Below are 18,561 nucleotides of genomic sequence, written 5' to 3'. Positions count from 1 at the left end.
CCTTGCGTTGAAAGGGAACAAGTTGGCCAGGACAGCCAAAAAGGCCCTTCGGACCGCTTGCAACAACCTGCTGTCAGTGCTATAAAAAATCTACATCAGCCAATACAGATCGGCTGGTGGATGTGTTGGACCGTCTCTTACGAGGAGGGAAGCCATGTTGATGCGAACCGATCCGTTCCGTGAGCTGGACAGGCTGGCCCAGCAGGTACTCGGTACGGCAGCGCGTCCCGCAGCGATGCCCTTGGACGCGTGGCAGGAGGACCAGGAGTTTGTGGTGGCCTTTGATCTGCCCGGTGTGAAGCTGGATTCATTGAATCTGGACGTGGAGCGGAACGTCCTGACGGTGCGGGCCGAGCGCCCTGATCAGGCAGGCGAGAACACCGAGCTGATCGCCTCCGAGCGGCCGCGCGGCGTGTTCAGCCGCCAGCTGATGCTCGGGGACACCCTGGACACGGACAACGTCAAGGCAACGTACGACGCCGGTGTCCTGACAGTGCGGATTCCTGTCGCCGAGAAGGCCAAACCGCGTAAAATTGAGATCGAGGCGAAGGGAGCAAAGCAGCAGATTGCCGCGTAACCTGAGCGTCCTTCAACACAGGACCGGGAGGTCCGGACGCTATAGTTGACTGCCTTTTGGGGCGATTAGCCACTGCGTGCACGCCACAGCGCCATTCAGCGCACCGGCAGCAAGCGTTGAACCTCCCTTAGGATGGCCCCCGGATTATCCGGGGGCCATCCCCATGGGAGCTAGCCTTGCTCAGTCCGGTGGTGGAGCCCCGGCCAGGGGGCGCATGCCAGTTCGTTCTCATCCGGGACCCATGGTGCCGGCGGCTGCTCCCGGATGCTCATCCATGGTTGCACATCGCGTCTGTCCTGGGGATCACGCGTGGCACGCAGATCAGGCTGCGGGTGCAGGGGTGCCGGTCATCAGGGCGGCGAGATCATCCGGCTGCAGGAACGACGGCGGCGGCGTCCGAGGCCGTTATCACGACGCAGCGGCCAAGTCAGCAGTGCCTGGTTCGTCCGTCCCGTAAGGAGATCGCCATCGCATCAGCTGCTCACTTGTCGGAGCTTGAACACGATCGAATCGAAGACGGCGCGTGCCTCTCGTGTCAGCTCCGGATTGATCGATTCGTGGAATTGGACCACCCAGAACATGGCGCGCCGGCCGTTCAGGTTGACCACCCGGTAGGTTTCGCGCTCAGCGACGCTCGAGTACCAGCGGGTGCATAGGTTCGAATATTCTGAGTGAACGCAAAACTGACCATTGTCGCAGGCTTTGATATCCACGTCGCCCTCGACGGAGTGGTCGAACTCGACGCCGGAGTAATCGCCCACCACGACCTCGACGGGAGGGGTGCTCGCCGTTGACGTCTGCGCCGTCAACGCGTCGACGAACGCCTTAGCCGATGGTTTGACCTCGACGAGCGCGCCCTGCCATGCGCATGCGTCCCTCGGCACATGGTCCGAGGGCCACCAACCCACGAAGGCCGCCATTTCATCCGGGTGATCCGGGTCGTCCTTTTCCACGCCGGTGCCGTCTTTACTCACCCAGCCGTCTGGGACGGTGATCTCGAAATTCTCTGCGAAGCTGGTGACGAGGTATGTACCGGCGTCGATGTCGCCGCTCTCCGGCAGCGGTGGGACCGTGGGCAACGGCGGGACCGTGCGGGCCTCCGTAGTCGGTGCGGGGGATGGCGCCTCGGCGACGGTGCAGCCCGAAAGGCCAAGGCAGACGGACAAGATTAAGGTCATGGAGATGAAATGGCGTAGCAGCACACGCATGGAGGCCTCCAAAGGCAACCCTTATGCTGCGGACGTTACGCCCAGCCAACACTGACCGCAAGAGACGCCAGAAGCCAACGCTCCCCCATTTTGGATAACGGGAACGGATGGTGAGTCCCGCCGCCGGATCCGCTACGGGAGAGCGAGGTCCATGATCGGTGTGAAAACCATCTCCTCGGTAGGATCGCGCTCTTCATAGCTGGTCACATGACCCCGGACCCCCGAGCCGTCCGGAACTAGCACCTCGAACTCATGCCACTCGGGAAGTAGCGCGCGTTCGTCGCTGACGAAACAGCCGGCATCGTTATCAACGCAGCAGCACTCAGGGGAGTCACGTATCCCGACGACCTGCCCGTCCTGGCCTTCCTGGCTGACGACAAGTCAGGCTCGATCGCCACCAAGGCAGCCGCGACGCAAGACCTGCTGAAGAACGTCAAGAGGCAGGAGATCCTCACCCTGGAGGGCGGGCACTACCAGCACTGGACCCAGGCCAAGCCAATGGCGGACGCCATCCGGGCTTTCCTGTCCGGGACGGATTAGCCGGGTCTGTTGAAGTACGGCTAGGCAGCCTTGACGAGCGGAAGCTCATCCCAGTGTGTGGTGTACCGGGGCGAGAGCATGTCCCGTTTCATGGTCCAGTCCGGCCCGCCCCTGATCCCGGCGTGGCCGAGCCCGATGGAGCCGCGTCCGTACCGGCGGGCCACGTCCTCCAGGAGGGAACCGACGCGGCGCTCCTCGTGCGGATTCTCGAACAGCGGTAACGGCGCCTGGTTTCCGGTGGGCCGGAGATCGGTGACCATGATTCCGGCCCTGGCATACTTCACGCCTTCGTGGATAAGGGGCAGCAGGGCGTGGGAGGCCTTGGCCAGGGTCACCGGATCCGCCGTGGGCATCGGCAACGGGATGCACACCGAGGGATAGGAGGTGTCCTTGGCATTGAAGTGCGACGTGCCGGCGAACGCGGTGAGGACTTTGGCCTGCAGCCCGTGTTTGGCCAGCCGTGCCGAGGCCTGCTGCCCATAAACGCTCAGGACCTGCCGGATCCCTGCTGCCGTGGTGATCGGCGTGGCGAACGAGCGGGAAAAGATCAGCTGGTCCCGGCCGATCCGCTCTTCCTCCATCGGGATGCAGGGAGTTCCCTGCAGTTCGAGGACCGTGCGCATCATGACCACGGAGAAGCGGTCCCGGATCATGACCGGATCGGCCCGGCACAGGTCAAGGATCGAAAAGATGCCCAGGACGTTCAGCCGTTTGGTCAGCCGGGTGGCCACGCCCCAGATTTCGATGACCGACAGGCGCGCCATCAAACCCTCCCGTTCGACGGCGGGCACCGAGTCCCAGTGGCAGACCCCATCGAACCGGGGGTTGTTCTTCGCCCATTTGTTGGCCAGCTTGGCCAGGGTCTTCGTCGTCGCGATCCCTACACAGACCGGGACGCCCACGTTCCGGCGGACGGCGGCCTTCATGGCCCGGCCCAGCGTCAGGAGCTCGGCCGGGGTGCCTTTGACGCCAAGGAATGCCTCGTCGATGCTGTAAACCTCCAGCCAGGCAGAGTAGCGGCCCAGCAGTTCCATCACCCGGGCGCTGATGTCCCCGTAGAGCTCGTAGTTGCTGGACAGGGCAACCAGGCCCCATTCCTTGGCCCTCGGGGCGAGCTTGAACCAGGGCTCACCCACCGCGATGCCCAGGGCTTTGGCCTCGGGGGAGCGGGTGACCGCGCAGCCGTCGTTGTTGGACAGCACCACCACGGGCCTGCCTTCAAGTGACGGATTGAAGGCCCGCTCGGCCGAGGCATAGAAACAGTTCACGTCCACGTGGGCGATCTGCGGCAGCCGCCGCATCACGGCCGGCTTAGACATGGCCGCCAGCTGAAGGCGAAGGACCGGAAAGGCCCCGAAGCAGGCAGCCGGACTGCCCGCAGCCCTCGGTAGAGTTTCGGTTATGAATACCCGGTTCACGGTCCGTCGCGCCCGCGTCGAGGACGCCGCGGAAATGGCCCGCGTGAATGTGCAGTCGTGGCGTGAGACCTACCGCGACGTGATGTCCGACGGCGTGCTGGACGACCCGGGCCTGCCCGCCGCCCGGGAACGGTTCTGGACCACCGTGCTCAGCGATGAGCGCTACTGCGCCAACCGCGTGGCAGTGGCCGAGCACGGTGGCGGCATGATCGGAATCGCGATGGCGGGGCCCTCGCAGGGCTCCGGTTCGCAGGGCTCCGACCCGCAGTGGGGCACGCACCTTTATGTGCTGTACGTCCTTGCTGCTGAGCACGGGACCGGCGCCGGCGCCGCCCTCCTGGACGCCGTCGTCGGCCCGCATGACTCGGCAGCGCTGTGGGTGGCCGATCCGAATCCCCGGGCACAGGCGTTCTACCGCAAGCACGGTTTCGTGGCGGACGGGACGGTGAACGTGGACGACGGCGTGCGCGAGCTCCGCATGGTGCGCCTCCTTTCCGGGCGCGGCGGGCGCCCGGACCCGTCCTCTGGCCCGGACCCGTCCTCCCGGTCCCCTAAACATGGTGAAGGCACCGCGTAGCAACACCCCAGATAACCAGGTCCGCCAGGGCCGGGACCCGGATGTCCGGGTAGGCGGGGTTCTCCGCCTGGAGCACGACGCCGGTGCCCGTGATCCGGAGCCGCTTCACCGTGAGTTCCCCGTCCAGGACCGCGACGACGACACATCCGTCGCGTGGTTCCAGGGCGCGGTTGACGATCAGTTCGTCGCCGTCGCTGATGCCGGCACCCTCCATGGAGTCCCCGGACACCCGCACAACGTACGTGCTGGTGATGTCCTTGATCAGGTGCTCATTCAGGTCGATCCGGCCATCAAAATAGTCTTGCGCGGGCGACGGAAACCCCGCCGCAACCGGGACGGGTGAGATCAGTACCGACAACAATGACATGCCCGCGTCTATCACACGGGGACCCACGATAACGCCCACAACACACCTTTATTCGAATATATGTTCGATTCATTCAGTGTAGCGGCAGGCGCAGACAAACAGCAGACTCCGGCTGGTTGCATCCGGCGGCACGGGCACTCCGGAAGTGCCCGCGGGCGGTTTAGGCGGCGGTCAGCTGAAGAGGCCTTCGCCGACGAACCCGCCCGGCTGGATGCCGGGAGGCACCGCTGCGAGGGCCGAGCCGGTGTGCTTGAGGTACTCCAAGGCAAGCGTGTCCTGCTTGGCCATGGCCATCTGCATCGGAACGTAGTGCGTGCGGGGATCCTTGACGAAGGCAACGAAGAACAGGCCGGCGTCGAGGTGTCCCAGCCCGTCGGAACCGTCGGTGTAGTTGTAGCCGCGGCGGAGCATCCGCACGCCGTCGTTCTGGTCAGCGTGCGCAAGCCGCACGTGCGCGTCCATGCCGATCAGCGGCTCGCCGTCCTTGCCTTTGAGGGAGAAATCAGGAGACGTGAACTCCTTGCCCCCGGACAGCGGCGATCCTTCGGATTTGGTCCGTCCGATCAGCCCCTCCTGTTCCCGCAGCGAGGTGCGGTCCCAGATTTCGATGTGCATGCGGATGCGGCGCGCCACCAGGTAGCTGCCGCCCTGCATCCAGGCCTCGCCGGACCGGGTGCCCGGGCCGGCCCAGACGTGTTCGTTCAGCAGGTCCGTGTCCTCGGCCTTGAGGTTGTTCGTGCCGTCCTTGAAGCCGAAAAGGTTGCGCGGGGTCTGCTGGTTCCGGGAGGTGGAGGACGTCCGGCCGAATCCCAGTTGGGACCAGCGGACCCGGGCCTTGCCGAAGCCGATGCGGGCGAGGTTGCGGATCGCGTGGACGGCCACCTGAGGATCGTCCGCGCAGGCCTGGACGATGATGTCGCCGCCGCTGCGGTTGGCCTGCAGGTCGTCCCCGGGGAAATGCGGGAGGTCGATCAGGGCGTCGGGACGGCGCCCCTCGAGGCCGAAGCGTGCCTTGCCGTCTTTTTCGAACAGGCCGGCGCCGAACGCGAAGGTCACGGTGAGTTTGCCGGCGCTGAGGCCCAGCGCTTCGCCGGTGTCTTCGGGCGGTGCGTCATAGGGACCGTCCACCGCACCGGTTGCTCCGGTTTCGCGGCCCTGGGTCATGGCCTCGGCCGCGGCTGTCCAGTCCTTCAGCAGGCGGATGAGGGCAGCCCGGTCCTCGGTGGTGACGTCGAATGCGGCCATGTGCAGGCGGTCCTGGGCGGCGGTGGTGATGCCGGCCTGGGTGGACCCGTGGAACGGCACAAGGTCACCGGTTCCGGCGTCGGCCGGGGCGGCCACTGCAGCCAGGGCGTCCTGGGTGAGCAGGCCCGCGGCCAGGCCGGCGACGGCTCCTGCGCTGCCCACCCCTGCCAGGGCCAGCAGGCCCCTGCGGGACAGGCGCGACGCCGGTGCTTCACTCTGTGCGGGGTCGGTAGTCTGTGCGGGGCCGGGCTGGCCGCCGCTGAATGGGCAGCCGCTCACAGGACGACGGCGGCGGTCAGGTTGGACAGCGGCTCACCCAGCGCATCCACCAGGGAGGCGAGCTTCTGCACCTGTTCCGGGGTCAGCTGGTCGTAGTATACGAAGCCGTCACCGCGGCCGTGCTGGGTGAGTTCGGCCTGGAGTGCGGCGAACTTCCCGTCCAGCGAGGCGGCCAGTTCCGGGTTCTTCTGCTCAAGCACGGGCTTGAGGTTCTCGAACGCGATCCGCGCGCCGTCCACGTTTGCCTGGAAGTCCCAGAGGTCCGTGTGCGACCAGATTTCCTCCTCGCCGGTGACCTTTCCGGTGGCAACCTCGTCGAGCAGTTCCTTGGCACCGTTGCCCAGTTTGTCGGCGGTGAGTTCAACGGTGCGGGTGCGGCCGGCCAGGTCCTCGGTGTCGGCGACCAGCTGGGCGGCGAGGGTGCTCCGTTCGGCGGCGGTCAGGGCGGTGAAACCGGCGGGCGGGAAGAGGTCCTTCTCGGCGCGGTGCCAGCCGGTCCACTCCTCGCCGGGAGCGAGGTCCGCTTCCCGGGCGTCCAGCTTCGGGTCCAGGTCCCCGAAGGATTCGGCCACCGGTTCAATCCGTTCCCAGTGCATGCGTGTGGCGGCGTAGAGGTCACGGGCCTTGGCCGCGTCCCCGGCGGCGTAGGCTGCGGCGAACTCCTTGGTACCGGCCAGGAGCTGTTCGGTCTGGTCCTTGACGTAGGCCAGGTACTGGGCCGTCGCGGTGTCCGTGAGGGCCTTGATGTTGGTGTCCGCCGCGGGCTTGTCGCCGGATTCGGTGATCTCGAACGCGGACCGGATGCCGTCGCCCTGCATGCCGGGCTTGCACGCCGTCGTGTACTTGCCGGCGGGTGCGGTGAGCACCAGGTTGCGGGTCAGGCCCGGGCCGATGTTCTCCACTTCGCCGACGATGCGCAGGCCGTCTTCGGCCAGGAGGTAGAACTCGGTGACCTGGTCGCCGTCGTTCTGGATCGTAAACGTGACGTTCCCGCTCTTGGTGGTCGGGCTGGACAGCGAGCACACGTCGTTGGTGCTGGACACTTTGATGGGGCCGGTGGCTGCCGGCGCACTGTTTTCAGTACATGCGGCGAGCGCCAGCGGCAGGACGGCGGCGGCCAGCACGTACCGGAGGCGGGTGGTCTTGGCGAAATTGGGCACAGGGTATTCCTTTGGGGATGTGATGCGGGTGGGGAGGGGTGGATCAGGAGACGGCGGAGCTGCGGACCGGTTCCGGAATGGCGGCCGCTGTTTGGTTGCGGCGGTGGGACCGGAAGTAGAAGAACATCACCGGCGGGACGTAAAGCAGCCAGGCGGCCGCTTCAAGCCAGGTGGTGGCGGGGGAAAAGTTCAGGGTGCCTTTGAGCAGGGTTCCGTACCAGGACGACGGCGGCACCGCGGCTGAGACGTCGAAGGCCAGGCTGTGGAGGCCCGGAAGGATGCCGGCCTCCTGGAAATCGTGGACGGCGTACGCCAGGACCCCGCCGGCGATGATGATCAGGGCGGCGCCGCTCCAGGTGAAGAACTTTCCGAGGTTGACCCTCAGGACGCCGCGGTGCAGCAGGGCGCCGAGGGCAACGGCTGTGGCGAGCCCCAGCAGCGCCCCGACCAGGGGTGTCGTGGAAGAACCGGTGGACCGCGCCGCCGCCCAGAGGAACAGGGCCGTTTCGAGGCCTTCGCGGCCCACTGCCACGGCACCGACAACCGCAAGCCCCCATCCGGATCCGGCGGACTTCCGGTCCACCCGGGAGCGGAGGTCGCTGCCCATGGTCCGGGCAGTACGCGCCATCCAGAACACCATCCAGGTGACCAGGCCGACGGCGATGACGGACAGGGTGCCGCCAATGGCTTCCTGCGCCTCGAAGGTCAGGCCGCGCGGCCCGAAGCTGAGAAGGGCCCCGAAGGCCGCCGAAGCGGCCACGGCGATTGCGACGCCGGTCCACAGCCTGGGGAGCAGGTGGGTACGGCCCGTCTTGGCCAGATATGCCATCAGGAGGACGACAATGAGCGTCGCCTCCAGACCTTCGCGGAGGCCGATCAGGTAGTTCGCGGTCATAGGGAAGTGCACCTCGGCTCGTGGCAGCCAAGGTTAGGCTTACCTAAAGGTAGGTTACCGAGATTCGGGAATTAAGCAACTTTAGTGTGCGCTAATTGATTTGTGTGACATCTTCAGCCGGTTACCCCTTGGCCGGCTCCACCCAGTAGCGGCGTTTGCCGTTGCGTGTGTCCTCGTAGTGGCCGCCGTTCTTTTCGATGGTCGCCCGGGAACCGGCATTGTCCTCATCGCAGGTCACCAGGACGCGGGAGATTCCCAGGTCCCGGGCGATCGGCAGGGCCGCGGCCAGCGCGGCGGACGCGTGGCCGCGGCGCCTCGCGGAGGGCCGCACGCTGTAGCCGATGTGTCCGCCCTGTTCGAGGAGGAATTCGTTCAGCCGGTGCCTGATGGCCAGCGAGCCAAGGAACGTCCCGCCCTCCACGATCCACAGGTAGGTGCACGGCACGAGCTCCGGTTTCCGCGGGCTCTCCGGCAGCGCGTCGTTGACGAGGGTGTCAACGAAGCGGCGGAACGCCCTGGCATCTTTGAGCTCGTCCAATGGCCAGCCGTCTGCTCCCGCGCCGTCCTGCCGGGCGCCGTCGAATTCCGCGGCCCCTTCCAGCCATGAGGAATGGAAACGTACGTCGGGAGCTATCAGGAGAGGCATGACAAAAGCGTATTCGAAGGCTCCGCGTTTCTGCGCCTAATGCTTGCCTTTGCGGGGCTGAAGGTAGTCCAGCAGGAGATACGTGGTCTGTCTGGAGCACTTCGTGATCGGGCGCAGGTGCTCTGTCGCCAGTCTGGGAAGGACCGTGCCGGGTTCGTTGTCCCGTGTTTCGTCGCGGAGGGACAGTTCCAGGTCGAAGGCAAGTCCAGCCAGGCGCTCCGCACCCACCATCTGGCTGGAGGTCTTGAGGCTGAGGACCGCATCCAGGGCACCGGTCAGGTCACCGGTGGTCAGGGCCATGCGGAGTTTCTCGATCCTCTGGGGCAGGGCCGCGATGAAGTTCTGCACGAACACCTTCCAGACCCCTTCATCGTCGTCGAGCTCTTCGCGCAGCCGGCTGAGCACGGACGAATCAAGGAGGGGCGCGACGTTGCCGTCATTCTGCGTCATGGCCGTCCTTCCCAGAAGGCCCCAGTTGCTGCTTCATCCCTTGAAATGGGTGGCGGGAGGTCCGCCTGGAAGGTCCTTCAGAATGGTGTCCGCGACCACCCGGGCCTTGACGTTCCGGTGGCTGGACGCCCTGGCAAGGATGTTGAAGGCATCCTCGTACGAGCAGCGGTTCTGCCCCATGATGACCCCGCACGCGACGTCGATCGAGGTGCGGCCCTCCATGGCCGCGCGCAATTGGCCGGCCGTGGTGAGGGCTGCCCTGATCTCTGTCGCCATCCGGAAACTCCTGCCGGCAAGGTGGCTGAAGGCCATGACGTCGGCCAGGACGGCAGGGGTAAAGCGGTTGGCATCCCCGGCCAGAAGCGTCAACGCCGCGGAGCATCCGGGCTCCAGCGCCAGCGGAACAGAGACCGCGGACCGGTACCCGGCGTCACTGAACGGCGCCTGGAATCCGGGCCACCGCGGATCCCGGGAATAGTTGTTGGCGATGATGGCCAGCCGCCCGGTCATGGCCTGGGAGACGGGGCCGACCCCATGGCTTTGATCCCACCTGGCGAGGCTGGCCGCGCCATCGGTGGTCCCCACCGTCAGCGGTGTCAGTCCTGGGCGGGCCACTGACAGGGCACAGTCCAGGGCCGGCCCGGCACCCCGTGCGAGGGCAGCAACTGCGGACGAGGCCAGAAGACGCAGCGATTCGTATTCACTGTCGGCCCGGAAGTCCAGCAGGAACTCCGGGCCCTGGGGGCCGGGATCGATCCACGGCTCGCGGATGCCCCCATGGGGCTGGACGTGGCCGGACTGGCCGCCGGTCCCGGTCCGCTGGCGGGAACGGACCGTGCCTTGTTCCGAAATCATGGGCCGCCCCCCGAAAGTCGTGGTGCGCAGGATTACCGCACTGTTCCATGAACGCTACGGCGCAGGGGAGAAGCAGGGCATGCGTAGCGTGTACTCGACTTTCAAGGGGGCGACACTTGGAATCCGACAGCGTGGCGCAGTCGAAAATCAGGTATTCAGTTCCAGCATCAGGGCGGGCAGCTGGTCGGCCAGTTCGCGGGCCAGGAACCCCAGCGGGCCCAGCCGGCTCGCCAGCCTGTCGGCGGCGGCCGCGTGGAGGTGGCTGCCCCAGCAGGCGGCCTGCGCATCGGTGGTGCCCCGGGCGCGGAGACCCGCGATGGCTCCGGCCAGCACGTCGCCGCTGCCCGAGGTCCCCAGCCCGCCATAGCCCGTGGTGATCTCCCACAGCGAGGTGTCTTTAGGGCCGTCGCCGCCTGCGCCGGAGCCCGCGGCCTCGCCGCCGGGCGGCCTGGCGACGAGGCCCTGGCAGCTCACCACGGCCTGGTAGCGGCGGGCGACCTCAACGACGTCGGCCCTCAGGTCAGCGACGTCCCGCCCCAGCAATACCCCGGCCTCCGTGGGGTTCGGCGTCAGGATCAGCCGGCCCCGCCACGGGTCCAGCCGGTCCTCCAGCTTCGGCAGGCAGCCCAGGGCGAAGGCGTCCAGGACGATCGCGGCGTGGCCGGAAACGGATCCGTCCCGCAGCAGGGCGGCCAGCAGTTCCCCGGTGAGATCGAGGTCGTCCAGGCCCGGCCCGACCAGCAGGGCGTCACACTTCCCCAGGTCTGCGGAAAGCCGGTCCAGCCCGTCCGGTCCCAACGAGCCCTGGGGGTTCTCCGGAAGTCCCGTCACGCCGGCTTCGGGCAGCGCCACGGCCAGCTGCACGGCCACCGATTCCGGAACGGCCATGACCAGCTTCCCTGCACCGGCGCGGAGGGCTGCGGTTCCGGCCAGCAGGACAGCCCCCGGGGTTGACCGGGCGCCGCCGATCACCAGGACGGAGCCGCGGGAGTACTTGTCCTCCCCGGGGGCAGGCAGCGGCCAGGAGCGCAGCAGCGACGGGGTGACCGGGGTGGCGTCACTGGGGATGGACACTGGCATCTCCGGCATGCTCGGTGACCTCCACGCCCTGCTCCCTCAGGTGGCTGGCCACGTTGAAGCTGTCCAGTTTCCACGGGCCGGCGCCGTGGGGGCGTACGTACCTGGTGATGGAGGCGTTGAGGATGGTGGTTCCGGCGGCGAGATCCAGGAGCTCCTGCTCGCTCATCCCTTCGAGCACATACCGGCAGAGCAGGATCAGCGCATCGTGGCAGACCAGCATGACGCGGTGGCCGGTGTCGAGGCCGTTCAGTTCGCTGAGCACCGATCGCAGCCGCAGCACCACGTCCGCCCACGATTCGCCCCCGGGCGGCCGGTAGTAGAACTTGCCCAGCCACCGCCGTCGTTCGGCTTCTTCGGGCAGGCGCTGCTCCACGCCGAACCGGGTGAGCATGTCCAGGACGCCGAGTTCACGGTCCCGCAGCCGTTCATCCGTCCGTACGGTGACCGGCCAGCCGGCCGTTTCCACGGCGATCTCAGCCGTCTGGCGGGCGCGGACATACGGGGACGACACCACGGCGTCGGGCCTTAACTCCTCGGCGATCCCGGCCAGTGCCCTGCCGAGCGCCAGGGCCTGGTCCTGCCCGGTGGTGGACAGCGTGACGTCGGCATCGCGGGCGGGCACCGGAATCACCTCGACGCCGGCCAACGACGCCTCCGTGGCTGCCACATTTCCCTGGCTTTCGCCGTGCCGGATCAGGATGAGCTCCACCGCGCCGGGTGCCCGGACAGCCTGTGTCATGCCATCGTTTTCCATCAGCGTCCATCCCGTCGTCCACTTTCCGCGTCCCGGCTGCATGCCGGATGCGCGGGCATCACTAGGGCGTTACCCACATCTGCGGGCAAAATAACGGACGACGGCGGCACCCGCCCCGGGAGCGCGGCTTACGGCACAGCGTACTGTCCGATGGTTCCGTCCCGCAGTGCGGCTCCCACGGCGTTGATGCCGCCGTAGTCAGGGAACACCACGGACTGTCCGGCGGCGAAGCCTGTCCCTGCGGTGGGCAGGGTCATGGTGCCGATGGCGTTCACGTCTAGGTTCCGCAGGCTGTAGGCCAGGATGGCAACCTGCACGGGATCGAAACCCTTGTCCACGGTGAGGCAGCACGCCGCGAACCCTGCGAGGGAGCGGACGGCATTGACATCGTTCAGCGCGCCGCCGGCGGTCAGCTTGGCCAGGATGGCCCGGAGCATGATCCGCTGGTTCTGGACCCGCTGGAAGTCGCCGTCGGCAAACGCGTAGCGCTCGCGGCTGAACTCCAGCGCGGCCTGGCCGTCCAGGTGGTTCACGCCGCCGGAGAACACATGCCCGGTATCGTGCGTGGACTGGAAGGGGAAGGGCACGTTCACGTCGATCCCGCCCAGCCCGTCGGTGAGGGCCCTGAAGCCGTTGAAGTCCAGCATCAGGGTGTGGTCGACGTGGATGCCAAGCAACGACTCCACTGTCTGCGCTGTCAGGTCGATGCCGCCGATTTCCAGGGCCGCGTTGACTTTCGAACCGCCGTAGCCGGGGATTTCCACCCACAGGTCACGCATGATCGAGATGACGTAGAGGGTGCGGCGGTCGGCGGGAACATGAACCACCATGAGCACGTCCGAGCGGTGGTCCTGCGACTCACCGGTCGCTGCGGTGTGGGCCGCCTGGTCCCGCGCGTTGTCCCGGCTGTCGCTGCCGATCACCAGGATGTTCATCGTCCCGGCCGGAAGCTCCGGGATCGGTTCGGGCGGCGGCGGAGCCACCGGTGCCGGCGGGGGCGTCGTCTCCGACGGGGTGGGCGTGGCGGTGGCCGTGTCAGAGGGACTGGGCGCCGGGGCCGCAACCTCCGCCGTCGGACGCGTGAAGATCAGGGCGGACACCGCGACGACGGCCACGAGCACCGCGGCCAGCACCAGCGCGACGATCTGCCGGCGTTTCAGGCCGGCAGGTGCCGTGGGATCGGGACCAGACCGTCCTGGACCGATGGGATCATGACCGCCCGGGGTGCTCACCATGACTTAGTGTCCGCCCACGGGACGGGTCGTGGCTACATCATGGACTGTGTCGTTTCCGCAACGTTTCCACAAGAATGACGACGGCGGACGCACGGGCCCGGTGGGCCGGCTCGCCGGGGAAGCAGGCGGGGAAATCAGGCCGGGAGGTTCACGCGGGCGTGGCGCAGAACGGACACGATAGCGGGGGCCAGTTCGTCTTCCATCTGGCGGTAGACATCGGGGCTGCGCCGGTAGGGGTCGATGATGTCGTTCTCCGAGGAATCGGCGGGCAGCGACAGGTGGCGGACGGACGCTGCCCGGGCGGGGAGCCCCCGCCAGAAGGCGGTGTTGGCACTGAGGGGATCGCCGCCGTCGGCCGCTGCAGGACGTTGCGCGGCACTGTCCGCTGCAGTGCCCGCTGCAGTGTCTGCACGGTCGTCCAGGACGTCGAGCATGCGCGCGAATTCGCGGATGGTGAAGGTGCGTTTGAGCAGGGAGGCGTCCAGCTGGAGGACCTCGCCGCGGTGGCCGGAGGTCATGGTGAGCACCAGGTCCACGCCGCGCAGGATCTTGCTGGTCAGCTGCCGGGACACGAAGCCGTCCGGGTTCCCGCCGTAGGTGCGGACGATGTCGCCGGACAGCGGCTGCATGGGGTCGCCCACCATGGCCCGGGTTCCGGCGCTGGTCACCACGAACCCGCCGGGCATCACCTGGTCCAGCCCTGCCTGCAGCAGCCGTTCGGCCACGGGGGAGCGGCAGATGTTGCCGGTGCAGACGGTCAGGATCCTCACTGGTGCGGGGGCAGATGCGGTGGATGCCACGGAGCTTCTCTTTCCAGCCGGGACGGCCGACCGGTGCGGCCAGACGTATCTTTCAACTTAACACGCCTCAACACGCCCGGCGCCCCACACCCTCCCCCCAACCCCGACCCTCTGGCACTTCCTGTCGCCTTTTCCCTGACGCTCTGGCAGGTCCTGTCGGCTCTTTCGGGACGCTCTGGCAGGTCCTGTCAGAGCCGGAGTTCCATGAAGACGCTGTTCGGATCCGGTACGTAGTCGGCAAAGGGCGGGCAGGGGGTGAATCCGTTCCGGGCATAAAGCCGCCGTGCGGGAGCGAAGTAGTCCTCGGTCCCCGTCTCGAGATAGATGTGCGCGAAGTTGCCGCCTCGAGCTTCCTCGAGGATGTGGTTGAGCATGAGGGTGGCGACGCCGCGTCCGCGCGCACCTGCTGCGGTGCGCATGGACTTGATCTCGCCGAGTTTGCCTGCACGTTGAGGGGAATCGAGCAGCTTGAGGGCGCCGCATCCCAGAAGTTCGCCGTCCTCCCGGGCCGTCCAGAAGGTGATGGACGGTCCGGACAGCGCCGAAGGGTCCAGCGCGTGCACACTTTCGGCCGGCGAAGTGGCAAACATATCTGCCAGATGCTCGCTCAGGAGTTGGTAAACGTCCTCGCGGGGAGGGTGGTCACGGTCGATGATTATCACCCCCAGAAATTTACCCGACCCTCTCGCGGGTAGTGCCAGAGGGTCGGGCAAAAGGGACAGGAAGTGCCAGAGAGTGGTGGGGGTCAGAGGCCGGCGAGCAGCGCCTTCATCTCCACGATCTCCGCTTCCTGCGAGGTGACGATGTGCCGGCAGAGTTCAATGGCTTCCGGGTACTTGCCGGCCGAGATCTCCTGCTGTGCCATGGTGATGGCGCCCTCGTGGTGGCCGATCATCTGGGTGAGGAACAGCCGGACAGCTTCCGTGCCGGAGGCTGACTTGAGCTTGGCGATGCCCTCCGGATCCACCATGCCGCCCATCGAGTGCCCGGGCATGGCGGTGCCGCCCATCATGCCGGTGGGCTGGTTCCAGGTCTTCAGCCAGCCAGTCATCGTCTTGATTTCAGGTGCCTGGGCGTCCTTGATCCTGGTGGCGAGGCTGGTGACGTCGGCCGGGATGCCGGGTTTGGCCAGCATGATGTCGCTCATCTCCACCGCCTGGGCGTGATGCGGGATCATCATCTGGGCGAACATGATGTCGGCCTGGTTATGGTCGGCGTTGGCGTCCGGCATCATGCTGGCCATGGGGCTTGAGCTGCCGTGCATGCCGGGCATGGTGTTCCCGCCGGGGGTGGAGCCGGCCGCGCAGCCGGCAAGGCCGAGCGACGCCGTCAGGGCAGCGGCGATCGAGATGTTGCGAATCTTGGTGTTCATCGAAGGTCCTTCAAAACGTAGGGGACTGTGCCATGGGTGGTTCGTGGTGGCGCAGTCCGGTCTACGTCCGGCTGATGGACAATTCGCAGGGCGTTGGGCTGGGTGGAGTGAAGGCTTCCGCTCTGGCCAGGCCGCTGGGTGTTTCCGCGACGGAGCGGAAGGAACCGCTGGTCTCGTGAGGAGGGAAGACCGTGAGTGAGCTTGTATTCGCGGACGGGACGCAGGCCCCGCCGGACTCCTGGAGATCCGGGCAGGAGCCCGCGCAGGAGTCGGAGACGAAGGAAGGTGCGGTGACCGCGCCAGCCCCGGAATGCTCGGAATGGCCGGTGTGCTCGGAATGGCCCGCATGGGCCGAAGCGTCCGCATGCGCCGCATGCCCGCCGGCACCCTGGTGCACCCGATCCACCGACGCGGCCGCCGCATGGTTGCCGCCGGAGCCGTGCACGCCATGGTTCCCGGTCATCACGTGCATGCCGAGGATTCCGGCGATGATTGCCAGGAGCCCAGTGATCAGGGCGCCCCGCTGCAAGAGCGTCCGGGAAAATCCCGCAGGATGTGAGAGAGCGTTGGCAGGAAAGCTGCAGGATGTGAGAGAGCGTCTGATGGGGGTCAACGGACTTCCGCCGGGTTGAGTTTCACTCTACGCAGCAGCTGGGCGTTGAGGGCCACCACGATGGTGGAGAGGGACATCAGGACCGCACCGGCGGCGGGGGAAAGCACCACGCCGGCGAAGGTCAGGACGCCGGCGGCAAGCGGCACGGCCAGGATGTTGTAGCCGGTGGCCCACACCAGGTTCTGCCACATCTTCCGGTAGCTGGCGCGGGACAGGTCCAGCATGGACAGGACCGCCCGCGGGTCGTTTCCGGCCAGGACCACGCCTGCCGATTCCATCGCGACGTCGGTTCCGGCGCCAATGGCGATTCCCACCTCGGCCCTGGCGAGCGCGGGGGAGTCGTTGACGCCGTCGCCCACCATGGCCACTTTCAGGCCGCGGGCCTGGAGCTCGGCCACCTTCTTGTCCTTGTCTGCGGGCAGGACCTCGGCGAAGACCTCGTCGATGTGCAGGTCCGCCGCGACGGCCCGGGCCACCTGGCGCGCGTCACCGGTGATCATGGCAACCTTCACGCCGCGGTTCTGAAGGGCTGCCACGGCCTGCCGCGACTCGGTCCGTACGGCGTCCTCGAGACTCACGGCACCCAAGACGCGGCCGCCGTCGTCGATTACATGCAGCACCGCGGCACCGCGGTCCATCCACGCCCGGGTGGAAACGGCAACAGTGTCAGGCTCGACGACGCCGAGCTCGCGCAGGAGCGCGGGTCCGCCGACGTGGACGGTGCGTCCGTCCACGCTGGCGAGGACGCCGCGTCCGGTCAGCGAGCTGAATCCGGTGGCCGGCGGGAGCGTGAGGTTCCGCTGGCGGGCGGCCCGGACGATGGCCCGCGCCACCGGATGTTCGCTGTCGGATTCGACGGCGGCGGCGAGGGCCAGCAGGGTGTCCGGGTCCACGCCCGGTGCCACGGCGACGTCCTTGAGGTCGGGTGCGCCGGTGGTGAGGGTGCCGGTCTTGTCGAACAGCACCACGTCGACGGTGCGCATCCGTTCCAGCGCCATCCGGCTCTTGATGAGGACACCTGCCCGGGCCGCCTGCTCGGTGGAGATGGCGATGACCAGCGGAATGGCCAGGCCCAGGGCGTGCGGGCAGGCGATGACCAGCACCGTGACGGTCCGGGTGACGGCTTCGGGAACGCTGCCCAGCATGGTCCATACGATGAACGTGATGACACCAGCGCCGGCGGCGAAGTAGAACAGGAACGCGGCTGCCCGGTCGGCCAGGGCCTGGGCCCTCGACGAGGAGGCCTGCGCTTCGGCGACCAGGCGCTGGATCCCGGCCAGTGCCGTGTTTTCGCCGACGGCGGTGACCCGGACGCGGACGCTGTTGTCGGTGGCGACGGTCCCTGCCACCACGGAATCACCCACGGTGCGGGGGACGGTTTTGGATTCGCCGGTGATCATGGACTCGTCGAATTCGGCCTGGCCGTCCACCACTGTGCCGTCGGCCGGCATCCTGGCCCCGGAGCGCACCAGGACGGTGTCGCCTTCGCGGAGTTCGGAAACGGGAACGGTCTCGGTGCCGTCGGCGGTGACGCGGTCGGCTTCGTCGGGGAGCAGCGCGGCGAGGGCATCAAGGGCGCCCTGTGCCGAGCCGAGGGCCCGCATTTCGATCCAGTGCCCCAGCAGCATGATGGCCACCAGCAACACCAGTTCCCACCAGAAGTCCAGATCGAATCCGCCGATTCCCAGGCTGGTGACCCACGATGCCACAAACGCCACGGTGATGGCCATGGCGATCAGCAGCATCATTCCCGGCTGGCGCTCCTTCAGCTCCCGGACGCCTCCCTTGAGGAACGGCTGGCCGCCGTAGAGGAAGACGACGGTTCCCAGCACGGGCGGGATCCAGGCCGAACCGGGGAAAACCGGCGCCATGTAGCCCAGGATGTCGCCCATCATGGGGCTGAAGTAGACCACCGGAACCGACAGGACCAGTGTGAGCCAGAACCGGTTCTTGAACATGGCTGTGCTGTGGCCTGCATGCTGCCCATGGCTGTGGACGGCGTGGTCGTCGTCGGGGGCGTGGCCGTGCGGGGGCTCGTGGCCACCGTGGTGCGCGTGCATGGTGGTTGGGGATGGTGCCTTTTCGGCAATCTCGGCGGAAGCGTCGGGTGCCATGGTTCCGTGCCCGGCGTGCGCGTGGCCGGCGTGGTCGGCGCCGCTGCCGTGCCCGGCGTGGCCGGCATGGACGGCGTCGCTGCCGTGCCCGGCGTCGCCGGTATGCCCGGCGTGACCCGTGTGGTCTGAGGGGTGAGTCATGATTGCGCCTCCACGCCGCTTCCGGAGAATTGCCCGACGGCGGTGTCCGCCTCAGCCGGGATCCCGGCGTGGTTCGTTCCCACCGAAGCGCGGGAGACGCCGGCGTTCCCCGCGGGGGAGCAGCAGCTGCAGCCCGCGACGGCAGTCCCCAACAGTGGCAGCAGGGCCCGGTCCGGCCGATTGTCGGTGCGGTGTTCAGTTCCACGCATGTCAGTTCCATTCCTTGGGAGCGGAT

General features: G+C 67.3%; 20 protein-coding genes. 2 read left to right on the top strand and 18 right to left on the bottom strand.

All coding sequences use genetic code 11. The features are described from left to right. Positions 1 to 154: 154 nt before the first annotated feature. Complete coding sequence (locus ACS5PJ_RS17970; protein ID WP_439436218.1) at positions 155 to 577, top strand: Hsp20/alpha crystallin family protein; 423 nt, start codon at positions 155 to 157, stop codon at positions 575 to 577. Positions 578 to 1,050: 473 nt separating this feature from the next. Here ACS5PJ_RS17970 and ACS5PJ_RS17965 read toward each other — a convergent pair whose 3' ends face one another. Both ACS5PJ_RS17965 and ACS5PJ_RS17960 read right to left on the bottom strand, forming a co-directional pair. Continuing rightward, the gene (locus tag ACS5PJ_RS17965) at positions 1,051 to 1,785 is read right to left on the bottom strand and encodes a hypothetical protein (protein ID WP_439436217.1); all 735 of its coding nucleotides are present in this window, start codon (positions 1,783 to 1,785) and stop codon (positions 1,051 to 1,053) included. A gap of 560 nt (positions 1,786 to 2,345) precedes the next feature. Then, on the bottom strand, positions 2,346 to 3,644 hold the full coding sequence (locus ACS5PJ_RS17960; RefSeq protein ID WP_439436216.1) for a Y-family DNA polymerase: 1,299 nt from the start codon (positions 3,642 to 3,644) through the stop codon (positions 2,346 to 2,348). 82 nt (positions 3,645 to 3,726) lie between these two features. On the opposite strand from ACS5PJ_RS17960, the gene ACS5PJ_RS17955 reads away from it, so the two are divergent. Beyond that, positions 3,727 to 4,320 carry a GNAT family N-acetyltransferase gene (locus tag ACS5PJ_RS17955; protein ID WP_439436215.1) on the top strand — a complete coding sequence of 198 codons (594 nt, stop codon included), beginning with the start codon at positions 3,727 to 3,729 and terminating at the stop codon, positions 4,318 to 4,320. On the opposite strand, the gene ACS5PJ_RS17950 is transcribed toward ACS5PJ_RS17955, so the two are convergent. From ACS5PJ_RS17950 to ACS5PJ_RS17875, 16 genes are all read right to left on the bottom strand, one after another. Beyond that, the gene (locus ACS5PJ_RS17950) at positions 4,295 to 4,726 is read right to left on the bottom strand and encodes a LexA family protein (RefSeq protein WP_131683787.1); all 432 of its coding nucleotides are present in this window, start codon (positions 4,724 to 4,726) and stop codon (positions 4,295 to 4,297) included. The genes ACS5PJ_RS17955 and ACS5PJ_RS17950 overlap by 26 nt on opposite strands. Before the next feature lie 132 nt (positions 4,727 to 4,858). Continuing rightward, positions 4,859 to 6,211 carry an iron uptake transporter deferrochelatase/peroxidase subunit gene (gene efeB, locus ACS5PJ_RS17945; protein ID WP_439436214.1) on the bottom strand — a complete coding sequence of 451 codons (1,353 nt, stop codon included), beginning with the start codon at positions 6,209 to 6,211 and terminating at the stop codon, positions 4,859 to 4,861. Further along, positions 6,208 to 7,371 (bottom strand): iron uptake system protein EfeO, encoded by a 1,164-nt coding sequence (gene efeO, locus ACS5PJ_RS17940; protein ID WP_439436213.1) that lies wholly within the window; start codon positions 7,369 to 7,371, stop codon positions 6,208 to 6,210. Before efeO ends, efeB begins: the two co-directional genes overlap by 4 nt. Before the next feature lie 43 nt (positions 7,372 to 7,414). Continuing rightward, positions 7,415 to 8,266, bottom strand: coding sequence for an iron uptake transporter permease EfeU (efeU, locus tag ACS5PJ_RS17935; protein WP_439436212.1), 852 nt, complete (start codon positions 8,264 to 8,266; stop codon positions 7,415 to 7,417). A 121-nt stretch (positions 8,267 to 8,387) separates the two neighbouring features. Continuing rightward, complete coding sequence (locus ACS5PJ_RS17930; RefSeq protein WP_439436211.1) at positions 8,388 to 8,912, bottom strand: GNAT family N-acetyltransferase; 525 nt, start codon at positions 8,910 to 8,912, stop codon at positions 8,388 to 8,390. A gap of 36 nt (positions 8,913 to 8,948) precedes the next feature. Next, complete coding sequence (locus ACS5PJ_RS17925) at positions 8,949 to 9,362, bottom strand: Hpt domain-containing protein (RefSeq protein ID WP_354146462.1); 414 nt, start codon at positions 9,360 to 9,362, stop codon at positions 8,949 to 8,951. 33 nt (positions 9,363 to 9,395) lie between these two features. Further along, positions 9,396 to 10,217, bottom strand: a complete 822-nt coding sequence (locus ACS5PJ_RS17920) for a GAF and ANTAR domain-containing protein (protein WP_439436210.1) — start codon at positions 10,215 to 10,217, stop codon at positions 9,396 to 9,398. A 147-nt stretch (positions 10,218 to 10,364) separates the two neighbouring features. After that, positions 10,365 to 11,297 carry an ADP-dependent NAD(P)H-hydrate dehydratase gene (locus ACS5PJ_RS17915; RefSeq protein WP_439436256.1) on the bottom strand — a complete coding sequence of 311 codons (933 nt, stop codon included), beginning with the start codon at positions 11,295 to 11,297 and terminating at the stop codon, positions 10,365 to 10,367. Beyond that, positions 11,275 to 12,051 carry a histidine phosphatase family protein gene (locus ACS5PJ_RS17910; RefSeq protein WP_439436209.1) on the bottom strand — a complete coding sequence of 259 codons (777 nt, stop codon included), beginning with the start codon at positions 12,049 to 12,051 and terminating at the stop codon, positions 11,275 to 11,277. Before ACS5PJ_RS17910 ends, ACS5PJ_RS17915 begins: the two co-directional genes overlap by 23 nt. 128 nt (positions 12,052 to 12,179) lie before the next feature. After that, entirely contained in the window at positions 12,180 to 13,286 is a 1,107-nt protein-coding gene (locus ACS5PJ_RS17905; protein WP_439436208.1) for an LCP family protein, read from the bottom strand. A gap of 134 nt (positions 13,287 to 13,420) precedes the next feature. Further along, complete coding sequence (locus ACS5PJ_RS17900; RefSeq protein ID WP_439436207.1) at positions 13,421 to 14,086, bottom strand: arsenate reductase/protein-tyrosine-phosphatase family protein; 666 nt, start codon at positions 14,084 to 14,086, stop codon at positions 13,421 to 13,423. Positions 14,087 to 14,274: 188 nt separating this feature from the next. Next, the gene (locus tag ACS5PJ_RS17895) at positions 14,275 to 14,748 is read right to left on the bottom strand and encodes a GNAT family N-acetyltransferase (protein ID WP_439436206.1); all 474 of its coding nucleotides are present in this window, start codon (positions 14,746 to 14,748) and stop codon (positions 14,275 to 14,277) included. An 83-nt stretch (positions 14,749 to 14,831) separates the two neighbouring features. Further along, positions 14,832 to 15,458, bottom strand: a complete 627-nt coding sequence (locus ACS5PJ_RS17890; RefSeq protein WP_439436205.1) for a DUF305 domain-containing protein — start codon at positions 15,456 to 15,458, stop codon at positions 14,832 to 14,834. A gap of 61 nt (positions 15,459 to 15,519) precedes the next feature. After that, positions 15,520 to 15,987 (bottom strand): hypothetical protein, encoded by a 468-nt coding sequence (locus tag ACS5PJ_RS17885; RefSeq protein ID WP_439436204.1) that lies wholly within the window; start codon positions 15,985 to 15,987, stop codon positions 15,520 to 15,522. 80 nt (positions 15,988 to 16,067) lie between these two features. Next, positions 16,068 to 18,326 carry a heavy metal translocating P-type ATPase gene (locus ACS5PJ_RS17880; protein WP_439436203.1) on the bottom strand — a complete coding sequence of 753 codons (2,259 nt, stop codon included), beginning with the start codon at positions 18,324 to 18,326 and terminating at the stop codon, positions 16,068 to 16,070. Beyond that, positions 18,323 to 18,535 (bottom strand): hypothetical protein, encoded by a 213-nt coding sequence (locus tag ACS5PJ_RS17875; protein WP_439436202.1) that lies wholly within the window; start codon positions 18,533 to 18,535, stop codon positions 18,323 to 18,325. Before ACS5PJ_RS17875 ends, ACS5PJ_RS17880 begins: the two co-directional genes overlap by 4 nt. Positions 18,536 to 18,561: the final 26 nt, after the last annotated feature.

This window comes from Pseudarthrobacter cremeus, assembly GCF_051857465.1.
Lineage (GTDB): Bacteria > Actinomycetota > Actinomycetes > Actinomycetales > Micrococcaceae > Arthrobacter.
This window is presented reverse-complemented; position numbering and strand designations above follow the sequence as displayed.

What these genes read in the sequence shown, in the direction of transcription:
- ACS5PJ_RS17925 (WP_354146462.1), bottom strand. Translation starts at nt 9,362, where the DNA reads ATGACGCAGAATGACGGCAACGTCGCGCCCCTCCTTGATTCGTCCGTG.
- ACS5PJ_RS17955 (WP_439436215.1), top strand. Translation starts at nt 3,727, where the DNA reads ATGAATACCCGGTTCACGGTCCGTCGCGCCCGCGTCGAGGACGCCGCG.
- ACS5PJ_RS17965 (WP_439436217.1), bottom strand. Translation starts at nt 1,785, where the DNA reads ATGCGTGTGCTGCTACGCCATTTCATCTCCATGACCTTAATCTTGTCC.
- ACS5PJ_RS17915 (WP_439436256.1), bottom strand. Translation starts at nt 11,297, where the DNA reads ATGCCAGTGTCCATCCCCAGTGACGCCACCCCGGTCACCCCGTCGCTG.
- ACS5PJ_RS17905 (WP_439436208.1), bottom strand. Translation starts at nt 13,286, where the DNA reads ATGGTGAGCACCCCGGGCGGTCATGATCCCATCGGTCCAGGACGGTCT.
- efeU (WP_439436212.1), bottom strand. Translation starts at nt 8,266, where the DNA reads ATGACCGCGAACTACCTGATCGGCCTCCGCGAAGGTCTGGAGGCGACG.
- ACS5PJ_RS17920 (WP_439436210.1), bottom strand. Translation starts at nt 10,217, where the DNA reads ATGATTTCGGAACAAGGCACGGTCCGTTCCCGCCAGCGGACCGGGACC.
- ACS5PJ_RS17880 (WP_439436203.1), bottom strand. Translation starts at nt 18,326, where the DNA reads ATGACTCACCCCTCAGACCACACGGGTCACGCCGGGCATACCGGCGAC.
- ACS5PJ_RS17875 (WP_439436202.1), bottom strand. Translation starts at nt 18,535, where the DNA reads ATGCGTGGAACTGAACACCGCACCGACAATCGGCCGGACCGGGCCCTG.
- ACS5PJ_RS17960 (WP_439436216.1), bottom strand. Translation starts at nt 3,644, where the DNA reads ATGTCTAAGCCGGCCGTGATGCGGCGGCTGCCGCAGATCGCCCACGTG.
- ACS5PJ_RS17970 (WP_439436218.1), top strand. Translation starts at nt 155, where the DNA reads ATGTTGATGCGAACCGATCCGTTCCGTGAGCTGGACAGGCTGGCCCAG.
- ACS5PJ_RS17930 (WP_439436211.1), bottom strand. Translation starts at nt 8,912, where the DNA reads ATGCCTCTCCTGATAGCTCCCGACGTACGTTTCCATTCCTCATGGCTG.
- ACS5PJ_RS17890 (WP_439436205.1), bottom strand. Translation starts at nt 15,458, where the DNA reads ATGAACACCAAGATTCGCAACATCTCGATCGCCGCTGCCCTGACGGCG.
- ACS5PJ_RS17910 (WP_439436209.1), bottom strand. Translation starts at nt 12,051, where the DNA reads ATGGAAAACGATGGCATGACACAGGCTGTCCGGGCACCCGGCGCGGTG.